Source organism: Emticicia sp. MM (genome assembly GCF_001649495.1).
Window position 1 is genome coordinate 20,181 of record NZ_LXHX01000110.1, and the last position, 19,104, is coordinate 39,284.

At 36.9% G+C, this 19,104-nt stretch carries 23 protein-coding genes; 13 read left to right on the top strand and 10 right to left on the bottom strand.

Going from position 1 to position 19,104, the window contains the following annotated elements:
• Nucleotides 1-165 precede the first annotated feature (165 nt).
• The gene (locus A6M55_RS14375; protein WP_064198275.1) at nucleotides 166-846 is read right to left on the bottom strand and encodes a head GIN domain-containing protein; all 681 of its coding nucleotides are present in this window, start codon (nucleotides 844-846) and stop codon (nucleotides 166-168) included.
• 186 nt (nucleotides 847-1,032) lie between these two features.
• Between A6M55_RS14375 and A6M55_RS14380 the strand changes: the two genes are divergently transcribed.
• Complete coding sequence (locus A6M55_RS14380; RefSeq protein WP_064198276.1) at nucleotides 1,033-1,488, top strand: nuclear transport factor 2 family protein; 456 nt, start codon at nucleotides 1,033-1,035, stop codon at nucleotides 1,486-1,488.
• Between the two features lie 66 nt (nucleotides 1,489-1,554).
• Here the strand turns inward: A6M55_RS14380 and A6M55_RS14385 are convergent, their stop codons facing one another.
• Entirely contained in the window at nucleotides 1,555-2,841 is a 1,287-nt protein-coding gene (locus A6M55_RS14385; RefSeq protein ID WP_015029236.1) for an amidohydrolase, read from the bottom strand.
• A gap of 275 nt (nucleotides 2,842-3,116) precedes the next feature.
• On the opposite strand from A6M55_RS14385, the gene A6M55_RS14390 reads away from it, so the two are divergent.
• From A6M55_RS14390 to A6M55_RS14440, 11 genes are all read left to right on the top strand, one after another.
• Nucleotides 3,117-3,734, top strand: a complete 618-nt coding sequence (locus tag A6M55_RS14390; protein WP_015029237.1) for an inorganic pyrophosphatase — start codon at nucleotides 3,117-3,119, stop codon at nucleotides 3,732-3,734.
• 237 nt (nucleotides 3,735-3,971) lie between these two features.
• Nucleotides 3,972-5,294, top strand: a complete 1,323-nt coding sequence (locus A6M55_RS14395) for a pseudouridine synthase (protein WP_064198277.1) — start codon at nucleotides 3,972-3,974, stop codon at nucleotides 5,292-5,294.
• A gap of 246 nt (nucleotides 5,295-5,540) precedes the next feature.
• The gene (locus A6M55_RS14400; protein WP_015029239.1) at nucleotides 5,541-6,371 is read left to right on the top strand and encodes a phosphosulfolactate synthase; all 831 of its coding nucleotides are present in this window, start codon (nucleotides 5,541-5,543) and stop codon (nucleotides 6,369-6,371) included.
• Between the two features lie 77 nt (nucleotides 6,372-6,448).
• Nucleotides 6,449-6,832, top strand: a complete 384-nt coding sequence (locus A6M55_RS14405; protein ID WP_064198278.1) for a four helix bundle protein — start codon at nucleotides 6,449-6,451, stop codon at nucleotides 6,830-6,832.
• Between the two features lie 42 nt (nucleotides 6,833-6,874).
• Nucleotides 6,875-7,519, top strand: coding sequence for a VTT domain-containing protein (locus A6M55_RS14410; protein ID WP_015029241.1), 645 nt, complete (start codon nucleotides 6,875-6,877; stop codon nucleotides 7,517-7,519).
• A gap of 74 nt (nucleotides 7,520-7,593) precedes the next feature.
• Nucleotides 7,594-8,337 carry a shikimate dehydrogenase gene (locus tag A6M55_RS14415; RefSeq protein WP_015029242.1) on the top strand — a complete coding sequence of 248 codons (744 nt, stop codon included), beginning with the start codon at nucleotides 7,594-7,596 and terminating at the stop codon, nucleotides 8,335-8,337.
• A 125-nt stretch (nucleotides 8,338-8,462) separates the two neighbouring features.
• Nucleotides 8,463-8,888: a hypothetical protein gene (locus A6M55_RS14420; RefSeq protein ID WP_015029243.1), complete on the top strand. Its 426-nt coding sequence runs from the start codon at nucleotides 8,463-8,465 to the stop codon at nucleotides 8,886-8,888.
• Between the two features lie 91 nt (nucleotides 8,889-8,979).
• A complete protein-coding gene (locus tag A6M55_RS14425) occupies nucleotides 8,980-9,300 on the top strand; it encodes a ferredoxin (RefSeq protein ID WP_015029244.1) in 321 nt (106 codons plus the stop codon).
• Between the two features lies 1 nt (nucleotide 9,301).
• Complete coding sequence (locus A6M55_RS14430; RefSeq protein WP_229235544.1) at nucleotides 9,302-10,003, top strand: YjjG family noncanonical pyrimidine nucleotidase; 702 nt, start codon at nucleotides 9,302-9,304, stop codon at nucleotides 10,001-10,003.
• 81 nt (nucleotides 10,004-10,084) lie between these two features.
• Nucleotides 10,085-10,546 carry a YdeI/OmpD-associated family protein gene (locus tag A6M55_RS14435; RefSeq protein WP_064198279.1) on the top strand — a complete coding sequence of 154 codons (462 nt, stop codon included), beginning with the start codon at nucleotides 10,085-10,087 and terminating at the stop codon, nucleotides 10,544-10,546.
• A 5-nt stretch (nucleotides 10,547-10,551) separates the two neighbouring features.
• On the top strand, nucleotides 10,552-11,034 hold the full coding sequence (locus A6M55_RS14440; RefSeq protein ID WP_015029247.1) for a DinB family protein: 483 nt from the start codon (nucleotides 10,552-10,554) through the stop codon (nucleotides 11,032-11,034).
• 63 nt (nucleotides 11,035-11,097) lie between these two features.
• On the opposite strand, the gene A6M55_RS14445 is transcribed toward A6M55_RS14440, so the two are convergent.
• From A6M55_RS14445 to A6M55_RS14470, 6 genes are all read right to left on the bottom strand, one after another.
• Nucleotides 11,098-11,640: an NADPH-dependent FMN reductase gene (locus tag A6M55_RS14445; protein ID WP_064198280.1), complete on the bottom strand. Its 543-nt coding sequence runs from the start codon at nucleotides 11,638-11,640 to the stop codon at nucleotides 11,098-11,100.
• An 18-nt stretch (nucleotides 11,641-11,658) separates the two neighbouring features.
• Complete coding sequence (locus tag A6M55_RS14450; protein ID WP_015029249.1) at nucleotides 11,659-12,375, bottom strand: pirin family protein; 717 nt, start codon at nucleotides 12,373-12,375, stop codon at nucleotides 11,659-11,661.
• A 110-nt stretch (nucleotides 12,376-12,485) separates the two neighbouring features.
• Entirely contained in the window at nucleotides 12,486-13,157 is a 672-nt protein-coding gene (locus tag A6M55_RS14455; RefSeq protein WP_064198281.1) for a DUF2461 domain-containing protein, read from the bottom strand.
• Between the two features lie 63 nt (nucleotides 13,158-13,220).
• Nucleotides 13,221-14,201 (bottom strand): 2-hydroxyacid dehydrogenase, encoded by a 981-nt coding sequence (locus A6M55_RS14460; RefSeq protein WP_064198282.1) that lies wholly within the window; start codon nucleotides 14,199-14,201, stop codon nucleotides 13,221-13,223.
• Nucleotides 14,202-14,212: 11 nt separating this feature from the next.
• Complete coding sequence (locus A6M55_RS14465) at nucleotides 14,213-15,091, bottom strand: hypothetical protein (RefSeq protein ID WP_064198283.1); 879 nt, start codon at nucleotides 15,089-15,091, stop codon at nucleotides 14,213-14,215.
• A 95-nt stretch (nucleotides 15,092-15,186) separates the two neighbouring features.
• Nucleotides 15,187-16,455, bottom strand: a complete 1,269-nt coding sequence (locus A6M55_RS14470) for a hypothetical protein (RefSeq protein WP_064198284.1) — start codon at nucleotides 16,453-16,455, stop codon at nucleotides 15,187-15,189.
• 159 nt (nucleotides 16,456-16,614) lie between these two features.
• Between A6M55_RS14470 and A6M55_RS14475 the strand changes: the two genes are divergently transcribed.
• On the top strand, nucleotides 16,615-17,190 hold the full coding sequence (locus A6M55_RS14475; RefSeq protein ID WP_015029254.1) for a thymidine kinase: 576 nt from the start codon (nucleotides 16,615-16,617) through the stop codon (nucleotides 17,188-17,190).
• Between the two features lie 107 nt (nucleotides 17,191-17,297).
• On the opposite strand, the gene A6M55_RS14480 is transcribed toward A6M55_RS14475, so the two are convergent.
• Nucleotides 17,298-18,776, bottom strand: a complete 1,479-nt coding sequence (locus tag A6M55_RS14480) for a xylulokinase (RefSeq protein WP_015029255.1) — start codon at nucleotides 18,774-18,776, stop codon at nucleotides 17,298-17,300.
• Between the two features lie 31 nt (nucleotides 18,777-18,807).
• A partial coding sequence (locus A6M55_RS17485; protein ID WP_197491715.1) for a hypothetical protein occupies nucleotides 18,808-19,104 on the bottom strand: 297 nt, incomplete at its 5' end.

The window sequence follows — 19,104 nt, forward strand, 5'->3', positions numbered from 1 at the left end:
AGTTAGAGAAATGATTCATTGCTGTTTTAATGGACGGATGTTTAGGTAAAAACAAATTTGACTTTAGTCTAATATTAAGTTTGACTAAGGTCAAATTTGTTTTTTTTCATTAATTCGTCAGCTAAAACAGAAGAGGTTAACTCTTGTTTGTTTGGAATAAGTATACTAATTCATCGATTTCACCGAACCTGCACCTGAAGTGCTAGATTTAACAGATGCGGCTCCTTTATAGCGAATGCTACTTGCTCCACTGGCATCGGCCATAAGTTTCCCCGTAACGAATATTTTTACATCACTTGCCCCAGATGCTTCAATATTAGCCGTTGTGGTTTTAAAATCAAATAGGTTAATGTTTGATGCCCCCGAAACATCGGCATTTAGGGTTTGTCCATTTCCGACAACTTTAAGACTTGAAGCCCCAGAGCAATCTAAATTTAAGGCAGCGGCATTGATACTAAAATTGGCTACTGATGCCCCTGAAATCTCAATCGACATTTTATCGTTGTTAAATCCTGTAACAGTCGATTTTGATGCTCCTGAAAACTCTACACCATTTAGTTTAGGCATGGTAATATTGACGTAAACTTCGTGTCGGTTTTTATTACTTCCCCAGTTCGACGGATAATGTAGTTCTAGCGTGCCATTATTCACTGCAGCAATAATTTCCTTAACATCCTTTTCTCGTCCACTTATATCAACTTTATAGGAATTTCCTTGATTGACTGTTATAATGAAGGCACTACCCATATCAAGTTTGTTAAAGTTTTGTAGGTTGAATGAGCGTTTGTAATCTTGAGCGAAACTATAGCTATTGATTAATAAGATTATTGCAAAGAGTTTTTTCATGCTATTTTGTTTATGGTTTAATCATTAGATGTATAAAAAATAGAAATGTTGCATGAAGGTATAAATAAAATTATTACTTAATAGACTAAAGCCTTGAGATAGTGAAGTTTGCGAAGGAAAGTAAAAAATTACTTAAATAGATAGTTTTTTGTATTTTTGGGCTAAATCATCATTAAAAAAATTGTTATGAAAAAACTATTAACTATTTTACTCTTCATGGGAGCGTCTCAACTCTTCGCCCAAACTGACGAACAATTAATAAAGGCAGCCATTAATCAAGTTTTTGATGGTATGCGAAAAAATGATTCAAGTATGGTACGTGAAGTTTTGCATCCTTCGTGTTTTTTGAAATCAATCGGAAAAACAAAAACTGGAGAAGTAAAGCTACAAGAAGATGCAATTTTGATGTGGCTCAAACAAATTGGCACAAAACGAGAAGGAGTAATTTTAGATGAAAGACTGACAAGTTATGATATTAAAATTGATGGAGAAATGGCTATGGCTTGGACTCCGTATGAGTTTTACGTGAATGATAAATTTAACCATTGCGGAGTAGATGTATTTACCTTGATGAAAACAGATAAGGGCTGGAAAATTGTAGGAATTGTTGATACTCGAAGGAAAGAAAATTGTGTAAAATAAAAATATCCCTGAAAGTCCCTTCGAAGATTGAAGGGTTTTCAGGGATAACCGTATAAAAATCTAAATTTATTTCTTCTCGAAATAATCCACCGTTAAATGACATAATGCCTTTACGCCAAGTCCTAATCCACTATCATCGATGATAAAATCAGGTGTATGATGTGGTGCTGCTACCTTACTACCTACTGGTCTTCCACCTAAAAAGAAGAAAAACGCTGGCACTTTTTTGCCAAAAAAGCTAAAATCTTCTGCACCAGTGGCCAAAGGAGCTTGTAAAATATTGCTTTTGCCAGCTAAAGCAGTAAGTGTCGGAACCATTTTTTCGGTCAATGTTGGGTCATTGTAGGTAACAGGAACACCGATATTAATTTTTAAATCGGCTGTAGCACCTGCACTTTCGGCAATATTTGTGGCAATTTCCTGCATTCTTCTATGGATAAGTTGCTGTTGTGCCTCACTAAATGTACGAATCGTGCCAATCAATGTTGCTTCTTCTGGAATAATATTACTTCTAATACCCGAATTAAAAGCTCCAACCGTTACGATTGCAGGATTATCGGTAATATCAACATTACGACTGATGATGGTTTGAAATGCCATCACAATTTGTGAGCCAGTTGTAATGGGGTCTATGCCGCTCCACGGGCTAGCACCGTGTGTTTGCTTACCTTTGATTTTAAGGGTATAAGTATCTGCAGCTGCCATCTCAGGGCCAGAACGGTATCTGATTTGACCGACATCAGTCAAAGAATTAATGTGCAGGCCAAACGCAACATCAACTTTTGGATTTTCCATTACACCTTGTTTGATCATTAGGTAGGCTCCTCCTTCTTCCCCAGCAGGAGCACCTTCTTCTGCTGGTTGGAAACAAAACTTAACCGTTCCTGCCAATTCATTTTTCATAGAAGAAAGTACTTCTGCTACACCCATTAAAATTGCCACGTGCGTATCGTGTCCGCAAGCGTGCATAACACCCGTTTTTTGATTGTTATATTCTGTTACTACGTTTGATTTGTAAGGCAAATCGTTACGTTCGGTTACAGGTAAGGCATCCATATCTGCTCTTAATAATACACATGGCCCTGGTTTGCCACCTTTCAATACTCCAACAACACCCGTGTATGCTACTTTTTCTTGAACTTCAATGCCAAGAGATTTGAGATGTGCAGCAATTTTTTCGGCGGTTTTAAATTCACGATTCCCTAATTCTGGGTTTTGGTGAATATCTCTTCGCCAAGTGATTACCTTTGAATCAATGGCATCGGTTTTTGCATTGATTTTAGTTTTTAAAGAACTTTGACCGAAACTACAAAGAGTAGTAAGCGGAAGAGCCAGAAGGAGCAGTTTTTTCATTAGTGTTTTTAATTATTGATAAAATTTAGGTAAATGTTTGTAAGAATACAAGATGTTTCTTTTTCAAACTTACAGATTCTTTGAAACCTTTAAAAACTACTAGCGAAATTTTTATTTTTGAATGTTTATAGTCAAATTATAGTTGCGTTTAAAATTAAGTAAAACTACTTATGGCAAAAATATAAGCTATATTGTCTGTGTGTTAATATCGTTATTTACATTTGCCAAATCCTTCATTATTGCGTTTCTTTGCTTAAAATTAGAATTATTAGAACATGAAACCAGTTTACAAAGCACACCCGTGGCACGGGATTTCGGCAGGCGAAAACGCTCCGGAAAAAGTAACAGTATTTGTCGAAATCGTACCTTCTGATACCATTAAGTATGAAGTTGATAAAGAATCGGGTTATTTGAAAATTGACCGTCCACAAAAGTATTCAAACATCATCCCATCACTTTACGGATTTATTCCACAAACCTATTGCGGAGAAGAAGTAGCGAAATTAGCTCGTGAGCGTGGAACTGACAAAGTACTCGAAGGCGATGGCGACCCACTTGATATTTGCGTATTATCGAGCCACCATATTCCTCATGGCGATATTTTATTACAAGCAATTCCGATTGGTGGACTATGTCTATTAGATAAAGGTGAAGCTGATGATAAAATTATTGCGGTTTTAGTTGCTGACCCAATTTACCAGAAATATACTGATATCAGCGAATTGCCTGAAGCTATCATTACGCGTTTGAGACACTATTTCTTGACTTACAAGAGTTTACCAGACGAGAAGAATGCTATTGAAATCTCGAATGTTTATGGCCGTGAAGATGCACAGGAGGTAATCCGTAAATCAATGCTAGATTACCGTGATTTAATCTTCAAACCAATTTAATATTTGGACTAATTAGTTTTTGGCAGTGGATAATTCCTGCTAAAAACTAATCAACCACAATTTCCCTCTATTCAACCTTATATATCCATCTTGTTCACAAGGAAATATGTTTCTTGGGGTTATTCTTCTTTGGCCAATCTAAGTGTTAAATTTTCATCTTCTCTTTTTATTGTTGAAGCAAATTCGTACCTTTGCGGTTGATAATCAATAAATTACAGCAGTGATGCTGAAAGTCAAATGAAAAATAAAAGACCAAGAACAGAAGAAAGAGAGAAATCTTTCGCCAAAAAAGAAAACCCACGTAGTGGCTTTGGCGAAAAAAGAAGAGAGTTTGATAGCAAGCCTTCGTTTAAGAAAAGAGAAGAAGGTGGAGCTAAGTTTGAGGAGAAAAAAAGACCCTTCGGCGAGAAAAAAACATTTTCAAGCGAACGCTCATTTCAGCGTAAAGATGAAAAACCAGAGCGTAAATCGTTTAGTGGTGAGCGTAACTTCCAACGCCGCGATAATACCGCCGACAGCCAACCAGTTAGAGAAAGAAAAGTATTTTCAGATAGACCTAAAGCATCTAATGATGAACGTCCATTCAAACCGTTCAAGAAAGTAGATGATAGCGGCCGCCCGACCTCAAACGACCGTAAGTTTGCTTTTTCGCCTGATAAGCCTCGTTTTCAGAAAAATGAGCCTTATAAGCCATTCAAAAAAGATAAGCCTAATCGTTTCGAATTAAAAGAAAATCAAGCGAATGCTTCAAAAGGCGATGCTCCAAATTATGACTTAGAGCGTTTGAAGAGTAGACTTCCTGAAAAAGTACAACGCAAAGTACAAAAAGAAGAGAAAGAAGCAGGAAAAGACGAGTTAATCAGATTGAATCGCTATATTTCAAACGCAGGAATCGCCTCACGCCGTGATGCCGATGAGCTTATTGCTTCTGGGCAAATTACCGTAAATGGTAAGGTTGTGAGCGAAATGGGTTATAAAGTAAAACCAACCGATGTTGTAAAATACGGAAAGAAAATCTTGAATCGTGAGAAACTGGTTTATGTTTTATTGAATAAACCGAAAGATTTCATCACGACTACTGAAGACCCAAATGAGCGTAAAACTGTGATGGATTTAGTAAAAAACGCTTGTCCAGAACGTATTTACCCAGTAGGCCGCCTCGATAGAAATACGACGGGTTTATTGTTATTGACCAATGATGGCGAATTGGCTGAAAAGCTTTCGCATCCTTCTAACGAAATCAAGAAAATATACCAAGTAGAGCTAAATAAACCAATCAGCGACGAAGATTTTGATAAAATCTCAAATGGTATTGAGTTGGAAGATGGTTTCATTAAACCTGATGAATTGGCCATTGTAACACCTGATGCAGAGGTAGTAGGAATCAAGATTCATAGTGGTAAAAACCGTATCGTACGTAGAATTTTCGAAAGCTTGGGCTACGAAGTCATGAAACTCGACCGCACCACGTATGCTGGCCTCGATAAAAAAGATTTACCAAGAAGTAAATGGCGTTTTTTGACTGAAAAAGAGGTGATTCGCTTGAAGTATATGCTCTAAGAATTTAGGCAAGTACTTGCATGAAATATAATTATTTTAAGTTTTGAAAAATATTAAATTAATAAAACCTGTGAGATTTCTTCACAGGTTTTTTGTTTTTCAGTGCTAAAAAATGCTGTTTCGCACTAAAAAAGCGATACTTCAGATTTTCTAATGTAGAATTGACTACTTAAACCGAAATTGTCATATACCCTTACAACAAAATTCATTATCTTTGCCCATGTTTCTCATATAATCGTAAAGTAGATGATAAATAATTATAGCTTAAACCATGTTCCCAAACGCACGACTAAACCTCGTGAATCAGGCTTAACAATGGTGATGGATAAAGGACTTAGTATCCGTGAAGTTGAAGATATGTTAGATATTTCTGCTCCACACATTGATATTGTAAAGCTTGGCTGGGCCACTTCATTCGTAACACCAAATCTAAAAGATAAAGTAAAAGTATATCAAGATGCGGGTATTCCGGTTTATTTCGGGGGAACGCTCTTTGAAGCTTTCTTGGTTCGTGACCAATTTGAAGATTATCTACGTGTGCTTGACCAATACGGGCTTGAGCATGCAGAGGTTTCTGATGGCTCGATTGAAATTTCGAGTGAAGAAAAATGTAAATACATCAATATTCTTTCGAAACGTGCTAAGGTTCTTTCAGAGGTTGGCTCGAAGGATGCCGAAAAGATTTTTGCTCCCTACAAATGGATTCAAATGATGCAAGCTGAGCTAGATGCAGGTGCATGGAAAGTAATTGGTGAAGCTCGTGAAGGAGGTAATGTCGGTCTTTTCCGTAGTAGTGGTGAAGTACGTCAAGGCTTGGTTGATGAAATTATTCATGCCATTCCTGCCGAAAAAATCATTTGGGAGGCACCACAGAAATCTCAACAAGTATATTTCGTGAAATTGGTAGGTTCAAATGTTAACCTCGGAAATATTGCTCCAAATGAAGTAATTCCACTCGAAACTATCCGTATCGGACTTCGTGGTGATACTTTCGCTCACTTCTTGCCAGAGAAAACAAAGAAACGTTTCAAACTCGGCAAATACAGCAGCGACCGCCGCATTACGCAAGACGAGTAAAAGAGTTCTGAGTTTTGAATTCTGAATGCTGAGTGTTTTGAAGCTGATATTGAATTCTTATTTACTATTGCTGTTTTATGAAAAGTACCGAAAGTATTATTGAGCAGAAATCTTTTCGTTTTGCTGTGAGAATCATTAACTTATATAATTTTTTGCAGGAAAATGCCAAAGAATATGTTCTTTCAAAGCAAGTATTAAGAAGCGGCACTTCAATAGGAGCAAATGTAAGTGAAGCACTTTCTTCAGAATCCACTACCGACTTTATACATAAATTAGGAATAGCAGCGAAAGAAGTAAGAGAGACATCTTATTGGCTTCGTTTGTTGAGCGAAACAAAATTCATAGATGAAAAGTCGTTTAGCTCAATTCATGAAGAATGTAAAGAACTATTAAAAATCATCAATAGTATTATTTTAACTACAAAACAAAAACAAGAGAACAAGAGAAAGAAATCAGAATAGTTATCACTCTGAATTCAGAACTCAAAACTCAGCACTCTTATCATGGAATTCATTCACTTTATTTTAGATTTTCTAAAAGACCCACTAACTACGCTCCAGTGGTTTTTATCTGAGTACGATAAGCTTACTTACGCCATATTGTTTCTGATTATTTTTGTAGAAACTGGGCTAATCATTATGCCACTTTTACCAGGCGACTCGCTTCTTTTTGCAGTAGGGTTGTTGGCTTCTACAACAGGTCAGTTAGACATTGCTTTTGTAATTCCGTTGATGATTTTAGCGGCTCTTTTGGGCGATAATGTGAATTATTTTGTTGGAAAAAACTTCAGTAATTACATCAAATCGCGTGATAAAATTTTATTCTTGAAACGTGAATACATAACAAAAACTGAAGAGTTTTACGAAAAAAATGGAGGTAAAGCTGTAATTATTGCTCGTTTTATGCCAATTATCCGTACAATTGCCCCATTTGTGGCTGGTGCAGGAAGTATGAAATACATGAAATACATTACTTTTTGTGTGTTGGGTGCGGTGCTTTGGGTAACAAGTATTACCCTTATGGGTTATTTTTTAGGCTCTAATGAATGGGTGAAACATAACTTCGAGAAAGTAGTTTTAGGAATCGTATTTGTTTCGGTTCTACCAATGATTATTGGAATCTTAAAGGCACAATTTGCTAAAAAATAAAATATATCATCATTGTCGTTTTGCCGACTCCGCCAGTTTATTAAAATTGGCGGATTTATTTTTTCTATTCAACCATGAATCTTTACGCATTAATCGGTTATCCGCTTGGGCACTCGTTTTCGAAGAAATATTTCACCGAAAAATTTGCCAATATGGGGCTTTCGGAAACACATCAATATACGCTTTTTGAAATTCCCGATATTCAAGAATTTCCTGCTTTGATTAAATCTCAGCCAGACTTGAAAGGTATGAACGTGACTATTCCGCACAAACAAGCTGTTATGCCATTTTTAGATGGTTTAGATGCTTCTGCCGAGAAAGTAGGTGCCGTAAATGTCATTAAGTTTATGGCAGATGGAAAGTTAATTGGCTATAATTCGGATTATTATGGTTTTAAAACTTCGCTTGAAGACTTCTTAGCTGAAACTAATATTCCGAGTATCAAAGCTTTGGTATTAGGTAATGGCGGAGCAGGAAAAGCAGTGGTTGCGGCATTAAAAGATTTAGAAATTAGCTATAAAACTGTTTCACGCACGAAATCAGACGAAAATATTGGTTATGATGATATCCCAGAAATTATTGCTGATTATCAGTTAATTATCAACTGTTCTCCTGTTGGTACTTACCCAAAATCAGATCAATGTCCTGATATTCCTTATGATGCATTAACTGAAAATCATTATTTATATGATTTAGTGTATAATCCGTTAGAAACATTATTTTTGCAAAAAGGCCGAGAGAAAGGTGCGAAAACCCACAATGGTCTTCCGATGCTTCATCTACAAGCTGAGAAAGCCTGGGAAGTATGGAATTCATAGTGTATTTGAGTAGGGGAAAAGTATTTTTGAAATGTCCTAGAAAAAATGTGTGCAACTATTTGATTAATAATATCATCTCGTAAGTATCCGTTTAAATTATAAACCACTGTCAATTTCAAAATTTTATGAAAACAACAATGAAATTCTTGTTTGTGATGTTGTCGTTGATGGCAAGTACAGTTTTTGCTTCTAATGCCGATTTAGAATTTAAAGCCGTAAAAGTTGAAGACGAATTTGCGAAAGTAAATGAGCTCGAGCAATATTTGGCCGCACATCCAAACATGACTTATGAACAAGTAAAACAAGCAAAACCAGAGCTTTTAGAAGGTGTTGACCTCATTTCGAACACAAATACTAATTTAGCTCCAACAAAAGATATGCCTCTAGTGGGTGGTTTTTGGTGGGGATGTTGCCTTGGCGTTATTGGTTTGGCATTGGTGTATTTTATCACCGACCACGATAAAGAACAAGTTCGTATGGCATTTTGGGGGTGTATTATCGCAACAATCATTTGGGGTGTAGGTGGCCTTTGGAATCCATTTGGCTGGTAATATTCCAACAAAAAAATAACAGGAACGCCACAAAGTTTTTCTTAACTTTGTGGCGTTCCTGTTTTAAAATATATCATAAAAGAAAACAACAATGAAATTCAAAAAGCACGTTTTTATTTGCACAAACGATAAAGAAGCTCCAAAAAAATGCTGTGGAAGCGAAAGAGGCATGGCCTTGGTTGATACTTTCAAAGAAGAATTAAAAGAGCGTGGTTTGCTAACTGAAATCAGAGCACAAAAGTCTGGATGTTTAGATACTTGTGCGTTTGGCCCATCGGTAGTAGTTTATCCAGAAGGTGTTTGGTATGGTAATGTACAACCATCAGATGTGAAAGAAATTGTAGAAAACCACTTAATAAACAACCAACCTGTTGAGCGTTTACAACTAAAATTTGCTCCAAAAGAAGCATAAAATGATGAAGTACAAGCACCTTTTCTTCGACCTCGATCATACGCTTTGGGATTTCGAACGCAATTCAGCTGAATGTCTAGCTGATATTTATGAAGTTTTCAATTTCAAAGGCCTCAATATTAGTAGTTTAGATGCTTTTCAGCAAGAATTTTCGGTAGTGAATAAAAACTATTGGAGTATGCTTGAGCAGAATCTTATTACGCACGAAGAACTTCGCCGTCGTCGTTTTCAAGAAACTTTAGAGAACCTAGGAGCAAAAGATATTGAGAAAACTTTTGGTTTGGAAATCAACGAATATTTCTTGGGTTTACTTCCAAAAAAAGCTCATTTGATAGAGGGAGCCGTTGAGGTGCTTGAATATCTTCTACCTAAATATGAATTGCATATCATTAGTAACGGTTGGCAGGATATTCAGCTAAATAAAATGAAAAGCTCTGAAATACATCATTATTTCGGCGAAGTAATTACAAATGAATTAGCTGGAACTCGAAAGCCCGACCCACGAATTTTTGATTATGCCATTGGTAAAACGCAAGCCAACCTTGCCGAAAGTCTGATGATTGGTGATAATTACGAAGCCGATATACTCGGAGCGATGAATGCTAAGATGGATACTGTTTTTTATAACCCAGAAGAGCTTCCAACTGGACAAAAACCAACTTTTGAGATAAAAAAACTTATAGAATTGAAAGATTTTTTGTAATTGTTTTATTCAGTGTGAAAAATAATAAAATCCTATGTTTCCTTAGCAACTGAATTTATTCAGTTAATAATGCACAAGATTATGAAAACAAAAATCGAATACGAAGCTATTATCGAAAAAGACCAAGACCATAATGGCTCATATTGTGACATACCCTTTGATGTTTTTGAAACCTTCGGTAAGAAAAGAGTCAAGATAAAAGCCATGATTGATGCAGTTGAATACCGTGGCTTATTAACTCCAATGGGTGGGAAATATGGGCTTTTTATGAATAAAGAAGTAAGAGACAAAGTTGGAAAAACCTACGGCGATACTGTACATATTACAATTGAAGAAGATACCGAACCCCGTGTAGTAGAAATACCCCAAGACTTGCTCGAAGCCATGCTAGCGGCTGATGTGAAGCCTTTCTTCGATAGTTTATCATTCACGCATCAAAAAGAATATGTTCAATGGATTTTGGAGGCGAAAAAAGAAGAAACTCGCCAGAATCGACTTGTAAAAGCTATTGAAATGATGCAGAATAAAATCAAAACCCGCTAATTTTCATGCAAGAAACTGCCCAAAGCCTACGGAAAACCCTTGATTTTGTGTTGCCACACCTTCACGCCATTAATGATGGAGATGCGAGTATTAAGCCTTTTCCTCATAAATGGTCGAAGAAAGAGATATTGGGGCATTTGATAGATTCTGCTTGTAATAATCAACAAAAATTTGTTCGAATGATGGCACAACCTCACGTAGATTTCGTGGGTTATGCACAAGATTTTTGGGTACAAGAGCAACACTATAATCAAGCTTCGTGGAAACAACTGATTGACTTATGGTATGCTTATAATCAGCATATTGCACATATTATTGCTCATGTAAATCCTGATTTTTTAGATAATACAATCACCATCAATGGTGTTGGGCTCTTTAAATTAGGATTTATTATGAAAGATTATGCCGAGCATCTGAAACACCATTTAAAGGCTATTTTGCCTGATATTGGCCTTGAAAGTAGCTTTGCGAATGTATATAATGCTTAGTTTAAAGTAAAAAAGGGCAAAATAGCTTAAAACTATTTTGCCCAGATATAGCGTTCTAAATTGTTATTTCACCAACTTTTCAGCCAGCCATAAATATTCTTTTATAAAAACTTCAATTTGTTTCAAGAATCCCTCATCTAGCAAATTTCCTTCTGCATCGAATTTTTTATCGACAAGCGGAGTGATAAGCATTTGTGGCGAAACGATTCCGAATAAAGCCCCAACTAATAAAAGCATTTGCTGACTTGCCCGCATACCACCCATAGCACCAATCGAGGCCGTCACGATTCCAAAAGGTTTATGGCTTTGTTTTGGAAAATGGTCGAGTAAATTTTTGAGTGCAGGCGAATATCCACCATTGAATTCTGGAGTTACCAAAATAAATGCATCGGCCGAAAAAACTCTTTCGCCCAAACTTTTCCATTCAGCAGGAACTGCTTCGATTGAGGTCCATACTTTCTGAATAGCGGGCAGCGGAAAATCTCTGACATCGAGCAAATTTACCTCGTGTGTGGCGGTTTCGGATAAGTATTTTTGTAAAAACTGAGCAACTCTCACCGTAATGCTTTCGTGTCGGGGGCTTCCCGAAATAATTTCAATTTTCATAATTTCTTCTTAAAATGATTAAAAGCTCATCGGAACATCAATCAAAAGTACTTCGCTATCAGCAGATGCTTTGATTGCGATAATATCGGTTTCGCTGATACCCAAAGCATCTCTACGTCCTAATTTTTGACCATTTATTTCTACTTCTCCTTCCAAAATGAAAGCATACACGCCATTGTTTTTACCTTTTATTTGGTAGTTGGTTGTGGATCCATTATCGAGATTTCCAAGTGAAAACCACGCATCTTGATTGATACCTACGCCACCATCATTGCTTTCTAATGGCGAAACCACTGTTTGGAATTTATTTTTACGTTCTTCTATCGAAAACTCTTTTTGGTCATAGCGTGGGTTGATGTTTCGGAGTTTAGGAAATACCCATATTTGTAAAAACTTAACAGTTTCGCCGTGGTTTTTATTTTTTTCTGAGTGATAAATCCCCGTTCCTGCCGACATAATCTGTACTTCACCTTTTCTGATAACAGTAGTATTGCCCATGCTATCTTTATGCTCTAAATCGCCCGAAAGTGGAATCGAAACAATTTCCATGTTATCGTGTGGGTGCGTACCAAAGCCCATGCCTCCCGCTACGGTATCATCGTTTAGTACTCTTAAAGCACCAAAATGAATTTTGTTTGGGTCGTGGAAACCAGCAAAACTAAAAGAGTGATAACTATCGAGCCAACCATGATTGGCGTGTCCACGTTCGCTTGCTTTGTGAAATATCGTTTTCATAATAAAAAAAATACATTTACATTTAATGTATATACATATTTATTTAAAATTTAGTTCAAAAATAATTTCAAAATAAAAAAGCCAACTTTAAAAGTCAGCTTTGTGAGTTTTTATCCTTCAACGGCTCTATTCAGAAACTCAATGTATGGGTGCATAGCTTTGAATTTCTCAAGAACATTTTCAATAAAATCAGATTTGAGTGATTCTTTTGATTCAAAATTTGAAGAGGCTGTAAAACTTTTAAGTTTAATAAATTCAATGGCAGGATTTTCTTCATCATAACCTTTGGGTGGGCGAGCTGTGAATGCTTCACGGTCGAGCCCACTCGGAAAAACCTTCTTGAAAGCGGGGGTGTTTACAATGCCATTAAATTCTTCAAAACTATAATCAATCTCAACTCTTATTTTCTTTAAATCTTCAGGTTCGGGCATCCAGATTCCACCAGCTACAAAACATTCAGTTGGTTCGATGTGTAAATAGTAGCCTGCCGAATGGGCTTTTTTGCCGCCTTTGCTAAACGAAGCTCCAAAATTAGTTTTGTAAGGTTCTTTATTTTTAGAAAAACGAATATCTCGATTGATTCGGAACATGCAATCTTTGGCTTGTAAATTGGCTTCTTCAATACTTTTATCAAATTTTGAAATGCCTTTGATGAGTGTTTCTACTATGATTACAAAGTTTTTACGGGCAGTTTCATAGGTTTTGCGATTTTCGTCAAACCAAGGTTTATTGTTGTTTTCTTTTAGTTCGGTAAGAAATTGTAAGGTTTCAGCTTGTAACATAATTTTGATTTTTAGGGAGTTCAATTGCTTTAACAAGCCAAAGTGGCTAAAAGTTTATGAAAACTAAACCTCATTGCCGGATTTTGTACCACTTTCGAAGGTTGAAATATTATTGAGGGTTGTAACCGCAATTTGTGTAAGGGCCTCTTCAGTTAGAAATCCTTGGTGTGAGGTAATCAATACATTCGGGAAAGTCATGAGGCGAGCCAGTGTATCATCAACCAAAATTTCTTCCGAAAGGTCATTGAAGAAAATATTACTTTCTTGCTCGTACACATCAAGTCCTAAATAACCTAATTTTTTAGATTTTAAGGCCTCAACTACCGCTTGGGTATCAATCAAAGCACCTCTACTGGTATTAATGAGCATGGCTCCATTTTTCATTTTTGCAATCGCTTGGTCATTGATTAAATGTAAGGTTTTATCAGTAAGTGGGCAATGCAAAGAGATAATATCCGACTGTGCCAGTACATCCTCGATTGTTGTGTATTGCACACCAGCATCAATTAAATGTTGATTGGGAAATATGTCAAATGCCAATACTTTACAGCCAAAACCCAGCATAATGCGTGCAAAAGCTTCCCCAATTTTACCAGTGCCGATTACGCCCACAGTTTTTTGAAAAAGATCGAAACCGCTCAGTTTCTCGAGCGAAAAATTGCCTTCTCTTACACGATTGTAAGCCTTATGAGTTTTGCGATTAAGTGTAAGAATCAATGCTACGGCGTGCTCAGCAACAGCATGTGGTGAATAAGCAGGTACGCGAACGACAACAATATTGGCTTGGCGGGCTGCTTCTAAATCAACATTGTTGAAACCTGCACAACGGAGTGCAATGAGGCGGACGTTCATTCCTGCGAGTTTTTCAATAACAGTCGCGTTTACTTTATCGTTTACAAAAACGCAAATGGCATCGCTACCCTCAGCTAAACGTACAGATTTTTCGTTTAATGATGCTTCGTAGAAAGTTAATTCGTGCGAATGATTGTGCTTTTCAAAAAACTCTTTGTCGTATGGTTTTGTACTAAAAAATGCAATTTTCATGGAAATATTTATTAATTATTGGATTTAACAGGAATAAATTTGCTCATTTGATAGCTAATAGATAGATGATTTGAAAACCCTAAGGTTTCATGACTACTAATGGCATAATCAAATATAAATTGTTTAGCTTGGAGACCAAATCCAAAGTGAAATTGATTGATTTTTGAACTTATGCCAGTGCGTAAGTAAAAGTTCTTAACAATCTGATACTCAATCCCCGCTTTTATAAGCATCGGAAAATCGAGGTCTTTTTCAGCTTCAGTAATCATTAATATTTGCTTACTTGGTGCAAACGATAGTCCCAACCTCAAAACCGTTGGGATTCTTTGTGAGGCAAAAAGTTTCGCACCCGTGAGGTTATAAGCATGAAAACCTAATTGAACTTTTGAACTCAATTTTGTCATGATACCAAACTCAGTTAAAAGGGTATTTTTTGCGGCGAAATTTTCGATAGCTGCTTGAAAATAGCTTATTTTTACTCCTAAGGCAATCCGATTCATGCTTTTGCCCATGACCAAGCCTACTTTTTGTTCGTTATAGAGTTTATCGCCAAAACGCTCAATACCGAATCCTAAGTTAGCAAATTTAGTAAGATAATTACCCGATAACGCCAGTGTTTGTAAACCTGAAATATTATAGCGAGCATGATAAGAGGTGCTCACAAAATTTTCTTGTACAAACCCCAGCCCAGCAGGGTTACTGAAAATTGAGTTTCGGTCGGCCAAAGCTGTAGTTGCATTGCCAATACCCCAACTTTTCGCCCCAATCGGGAATGGTTCTCCAGAAGCCCAAATATTATTTGTTTTTAAAATAAAAATAAAACAACAACTAAAGGTTAACTTGTGGAAACAGTAATCACTTTTATAGTAAACAGCAAGAGTTTTTAACATCCTTTCGAATTTTCGGTAAAATACCCAAATATTTAGAAAATAAAAAAGGATAAACCTCAGTGGTTTATCCTTTTTGGGAAATTATGCTAATTAGATTAATTAAATTTACGTTTAACAATATCTATAAATTCTTCGGCTTCAGCACCTGTAATATCCCACATATATCTTGGAACATATTTTTTTAGTATTAACTCTTTTGCCTCGCTAAAGTCTTTGCAAAGTTCGAGTTCTTCTAGTGCATGAGAAAATGCTTGAATATTGCCACCAAAGAGGTTATTAGTAAATAAGAAACGTTGATTGAGCGAAATCACTCCAGTGATACCTTCAATCCGTGAGTTTTGATGGTAATCAAGCACTGTTTTATTCAATTGTGTTTGGTCATTCAGTGATTTTTTTTCACCAGCTAACTTTTCATTTAATCGTACATCCTCACTTTCTCTTACGTTTCGAGCCTCATTGATTCTTGGGGCTAATGATTCTACTCTTTGTTCATATAGTGGTGTTGGCTCTGGTCTTTGAACAGGAACAGGCCTTGGCTCTGGGGTAATAGCCCTCTCTTGAATAACTGGAGCGGGTTCTACAAATCGTTCACGTTCGACTACCGCAGGGGCGGGCTTGGGCGTATATATACGCTCAACCACTGGTTGTGGCTCGTATCTTGGTTGTTGGCTAACTACTTGAGGAGGTGTAGTTGGAGTTACAAAGTCGAAAAAAGAAGTATTTGTATCCATTTCAGGTATTTTAGCTGCCTTTCTTGGCACTAAATCTTCAGGAATAGGTACTATTTCATCAAATTTTGCTAAATACTCATCAGGGTTTTCGAGTGAAAGCGGTGTTTCTTCAAGCCAAGTCATTGCTTGATTCGCAAAAACAAATTCTTGCCCATTTAGTTTTTCAGCTAATTTGGGCAGCACATCTTTATTTATTAGTATGTATTTCGTGAGTGGACGAATATTTTCGTGACTAAACTTAAAACTTGGTAAATCACGCATTAATTCTTTATAAAATGTTTGCGGGTCGAGAATGAGTACTAATGCTTCACCAACAGAATCAATTAAAAGAGGTTCAAAATGTTCTCTTTTAATAGAAATGTGTTGTGAAACAGTATTCATAAAAGTTTTAAGTGCTTGCTGAACTTCCGAAGCACCAAAATCAAAATATGGACTACGAAGGCGTTGAGTTTCGCCTTGCCATTTATCAAATAGTGCTTTGATAGTGAGCATGTTTACTTGCTGTATAGCAGTTAAACCAAGAATTTGTTTACCAGTAATACTACTGTATTGAGCAAAAAAATCATCACATATCTTGGCCGCGTAAGCCTTACTGTACCGTTCTACGGCTGACAAATTCAATTTGTTCGTCATTAGTAAATTCGTTTTTTTTGTATCCTGTTAGTTGTAGGCTCTAGTAGGGATATTCAGAAATGAGCCATTTAGGGTTTGTTTCGTAATATCTAATCATTTACACAAAATTAACGCAACTATGTTGCCAGTTTTTATTAGAACGAAAAAAATAATTAAATAATGTTTATAGAACCCAAAAGAGGTAGAAATCAAGAACAAAAGTCAGGCTGGATTGAGGTAGTTTGTGGCTCAATGTTCTCCGGAAAGACCGAAGAATTAATTCGTAGGTTGAAGCGTGCCAAAATTGCCAAACAGAAGGTAGAAATTTTTAAGCCTTCAATTGATGTGCGTTATCATGAAGTAGATATTGTTTCACATAACCAGACAGCCATTCGCTCTACACCAGTTCATACATCAGAAGAAATTTTGTTGATGACCACTGATTGTGAAGTTGTAGGTATAGACGAAGCTCAATTTTTTGATAATGGAATTATAGCGGTAGTAAATAAACTTGCTGAAAATGGCAAGCGTGTAATTGTGGCGGGTCTTGATATGGACTCGCGTGGAATTCCTTTCGGACCAATGCCCGCTTTGATGTCAATTGCCGAATACGTAACGAAAGTACATGCCATTTGTGTAGTTTGTGGAGATATCGCTAATTATTCTTATCGAAAAGTTCCTAACGAACAACAAGTAATGCTTGGAGAGTCTGATTCTTATGAAGCTCGTTGCCGTAAATGCTTTCATGCAGGGTGAGTAAAAAATTGTGGCATACATCAAAAGTGTGCCACAATTTTTACATAGGAACTTAAAATCTCAAGATGGTGGCTGAGCGAAGTCGAAGCTACCGTTTCTATTATTAATTACTTTTCTAAGACAGCCTTCCATTTTTCGTAAACTATCTTGTATTCAGCTACTGCCTGTGCATTTGGCTCAATTACCTTCAACTTTGTTAGTTTGCACATAGCTTCCTTAGGAGTTTGATAAAATCCTGCACCAAATCCTGCACCAAGTGCTGCTCCTTTTGCTCCATCAGTATCATAAAGCTCAACAGGCGTATTGGTAATATTTACGAGAGCATTACTAAAAATATCACTCAAAAACATATTGGCATTTCCAGCACGAATGACCTTCGGCTCTACGCCATTTCCTTGCATAATTTCAAAACCGTAGTTTAATGAAAAAGCAATGCCTTCTTGTGCAGCACGGAAGATATGGCTTCTTGAATGAATATTGAAGTCAAGGTTTTGGAAAGATGCTCCCAAAATTCTGTTATTCAGCATGCGTTCGGCACCATTTCCAAAGGGCATTACCAATAGACCATTACTACCGATAGGGGCTTGTGCGGCTAGCTGATTCATTTCTGAATAACTCAGATGGCCACCGAAATTTTCTTTCGCCCAACGATTTAAAATACCCGTTCCATTGATACACAATAAAATACCAATTCTATTTTCACCACCCAACTGATGATTGACATGAGCAAATGAGTTAATACGAGATTGAGGGTCGTACGAAACTTGGTCACTAACTGCATAAACTACGCCCGATGTGCCGGCGGTTGCTGCAATTTCACCAGGATTGAGCACATCTAATGAAAGTGCATTATTAGGTTGGTCTCCAGCTTTATATGTCACAGGAATACCTGCTTTTATACCTAAAAGTTGAGCAATATCGCTCGTTACTTCTCCGTGATTACTAAAAACTGGATTGATAGTTGGAATAAGACTTTCTTCAAAACCATAGTAATCCATTACATCTGCCGAAACTTCATTGGCTTGAAAATCCCAGAAAATTCCTTCTGAAAGGCCAGAGTTTGAAGTTGTTATCTCATTGGTGAGCATCATTGCGATATAATCGCCAGGAAGCATGATTTTATCGCATTGCTCATAAATATGTGGTTCGTTAGCTTTAACCCATGCCAATTTCGATGCAGTAAAGTTTCCAGGAGAATTGAGTAAATGGTTCAAACAAACATCTTCTCCAATGTCACTAAATGCTTTTGCCCCAATTTCAACGGCACGACTATCGCACCAAATAATTGATGGACGTAAGACTTTTTTATTTTTATCTACCATTACCAAACCGTGCATTTGGTAGGCAATACCAATCGCTCCGATAGATTGCGGGTCGAATTTGCCCGAAGCATTTACTCGCTTGATGGCTTCAATAGAATTAGTCCACCACATTTCGGGGTCTTGTTCGGCCCAACCAGCATGAGGAGATGAGATACTTGCTTCAACATCAGGATATTGAGCTGAAGCGATAACTTGTTGTGTATCAGCATCTACAACGGATGCTTTGATAGAAGAAGTGCCAATGTCTAAGCCGAGTAATAACATGATTAAAGTTTTTTAATTGTCAAAGTTACAATTATTTTTTGTTGGTGCAAAAACTGAGTTTTTTGTTATTGCCTTCGACTTCGCTCAGGCAACAACAAGAATCATTGTTTGAGCGAAGCTCTACGGTTGGTGAGCAAAGTTCTACAGTTAGTGAGCAAAGTTCTACAGTTAGTGAGCAAAGTTCTACGGTTGGTGAGCGAAGTTCTACGGTTGGTGAGTAAAGTTCTACAGTTGGTGAGCGAAGTTTTACAGTTTGTGAGCAAAGTTCTACGGTTGGTGAGCAAAGTTCTACGGTTGGTGAGCAAAGTTCTACAGTTGGTGAGCAAAG

Coding starts and splice junctions, on each gene's coding strand:
- A6M55_RS14430 (WP_229235544.1), top strand. CDS start 9,302: ATGATGAAGTACAAGCACCTTTTCTTCGACCTCGATCATACGCTTTGG.
- A6M55_RS14455 (WP_064198281.1), bottom strand. CDS start 13,157: ATGTTACAAGCTGAAACCTTACAATTTCTTACCGAACTAAAAGAAAAC.
- A6M55_RS14440 (WP_015029247.1), top strand. CDS start 10,552: ATGCAAGAAACTGCCCAAAGCCTACGGAAAACCCTTGATTTTGTGTTG.
- A6M55_RS14445 (WP_064198280.1), bottom strand. CDS start 11,640: ATGAAAATTGAAATTATTTCGGGAAGCCCCCGACACGAAAGCATTACG.
- A6M55_RS14435 (WP_064198279.1), top strand. CDS start 10,085: ATGAAAACAAAAATCGAATACGAAGCTATTATCGAAAAAGACCAAGAC.
- A6M55_RS14480 (WP_015029255.1), bottom strand. CDS start 18,776: ATGTTATTACTCGGCTTAGACATTGGCACTTCTTCTATCAAAGCATCC.
- A6M55_RS14375 (WP_064198275.1), bottom strand. CDS start 846: ATGAAAAAACTCTTTGCAATAATCTTATTAATCAATAGCTATAGTTTC.
- A6M55_RS14470 (WP_064198284.1), bottom strand. CDS start 16,455: ATGACGAACAAATTGAATTTGTCAGCCGTAGAACGGTACAGTAAGGCT.
- A6M55_RS14395 (WP_064198277.1), top strand. CDS start 3,972: ATGAAAAATAAAAGACCAAGAACAGAAGAAAGAGAGAAATCTTTCGCC.
- A6M55_RS14475 (WP_015029254.1), top strand. CDS start 16,615: ATGTTTATAGAACCCAAAAGAGGTAGAAATCAAGAACAAAAGTCAGGC.
- A6M55_RS14465 (WP_064198283.1), bottom strand. CDS start 15,091: ATGTTAAAAACTCTTGCTGTTTACTATAAAAGTGATTACTGTTTCCAC.
- A6M55_RS14380 (WP_064198276.1), top strand. CDS start 1,033: ATGAAAAAACTATTAACTATTTTACTCTTCATGGGAGCGTCTCAACTC.
- A6M55_RS14450 (WP_015029249.1), bottom strand. CDS start 12,375: ATGAAAACGATATTTCACAAAGCAAGCGAACGTGGACACGCCAATCAT.
- A6M55_RS14390 (WP_015029237.1), top strand. CDS start 3,117: ATGAAACCAGTTTACAAAGCACACCCGTGGCACGGGATTTCGGCAGGC.
- A6M55_RS14460 (WP_064198282.1), bottom strand. CDS start 14,201: ATGAAAATTGCATTTTTTAGTACAAAACCATACGACAAAGAGTTTTTT.
- A6M55_RS14425 (WP_015029244.1), top strand. CDS start 8,980: ATGAAATTCAAAAAGCACGTTTTTATTTGCACAAACGATAAAGAAGCT.
- A6M55_RS14400 (WP_015029239.1), top strand. CDS start 5,541: ATGATAAATAATTATAGCTTAAACCATGTTCCCAAACGCACGACTAAA.
- A6M55_RS14420 (WP_015029243.1), top strand. CDS start 8,463: ATGAAAACAACAATGAAATTCTTGTTTGTGATGTTGTCGTTGATGGCA.
- A6M55_RS14410 (WP_015029241.1), top strand. CDS start 6,875: ATGGAATTCATTCACTTTATTTTAGATTTTCTAAAAGACCCACTAACT.
- A6M55_RS14385 (WP_015029236.1), bottom strand. CDS start 2,841: ATGAAAAAACTGCTCCTTCTGGCTCTTCCGCTTACTACTCTTTGTAGT.
- A6M55_RS14405 (WP_064198278.1), top strand. CDS start 6,449: ATGAAAAGTACCGAAAGTATTATTGAGCAGAAATCTTTTCGTTTTGCT.
- A6M55_RS14415 (WP_015029242.1), top strand. CDS start 7,594: ATGAATCTTTACGCATTAATCGGTTATCCGCTTGGGCACTCGTTTTCG.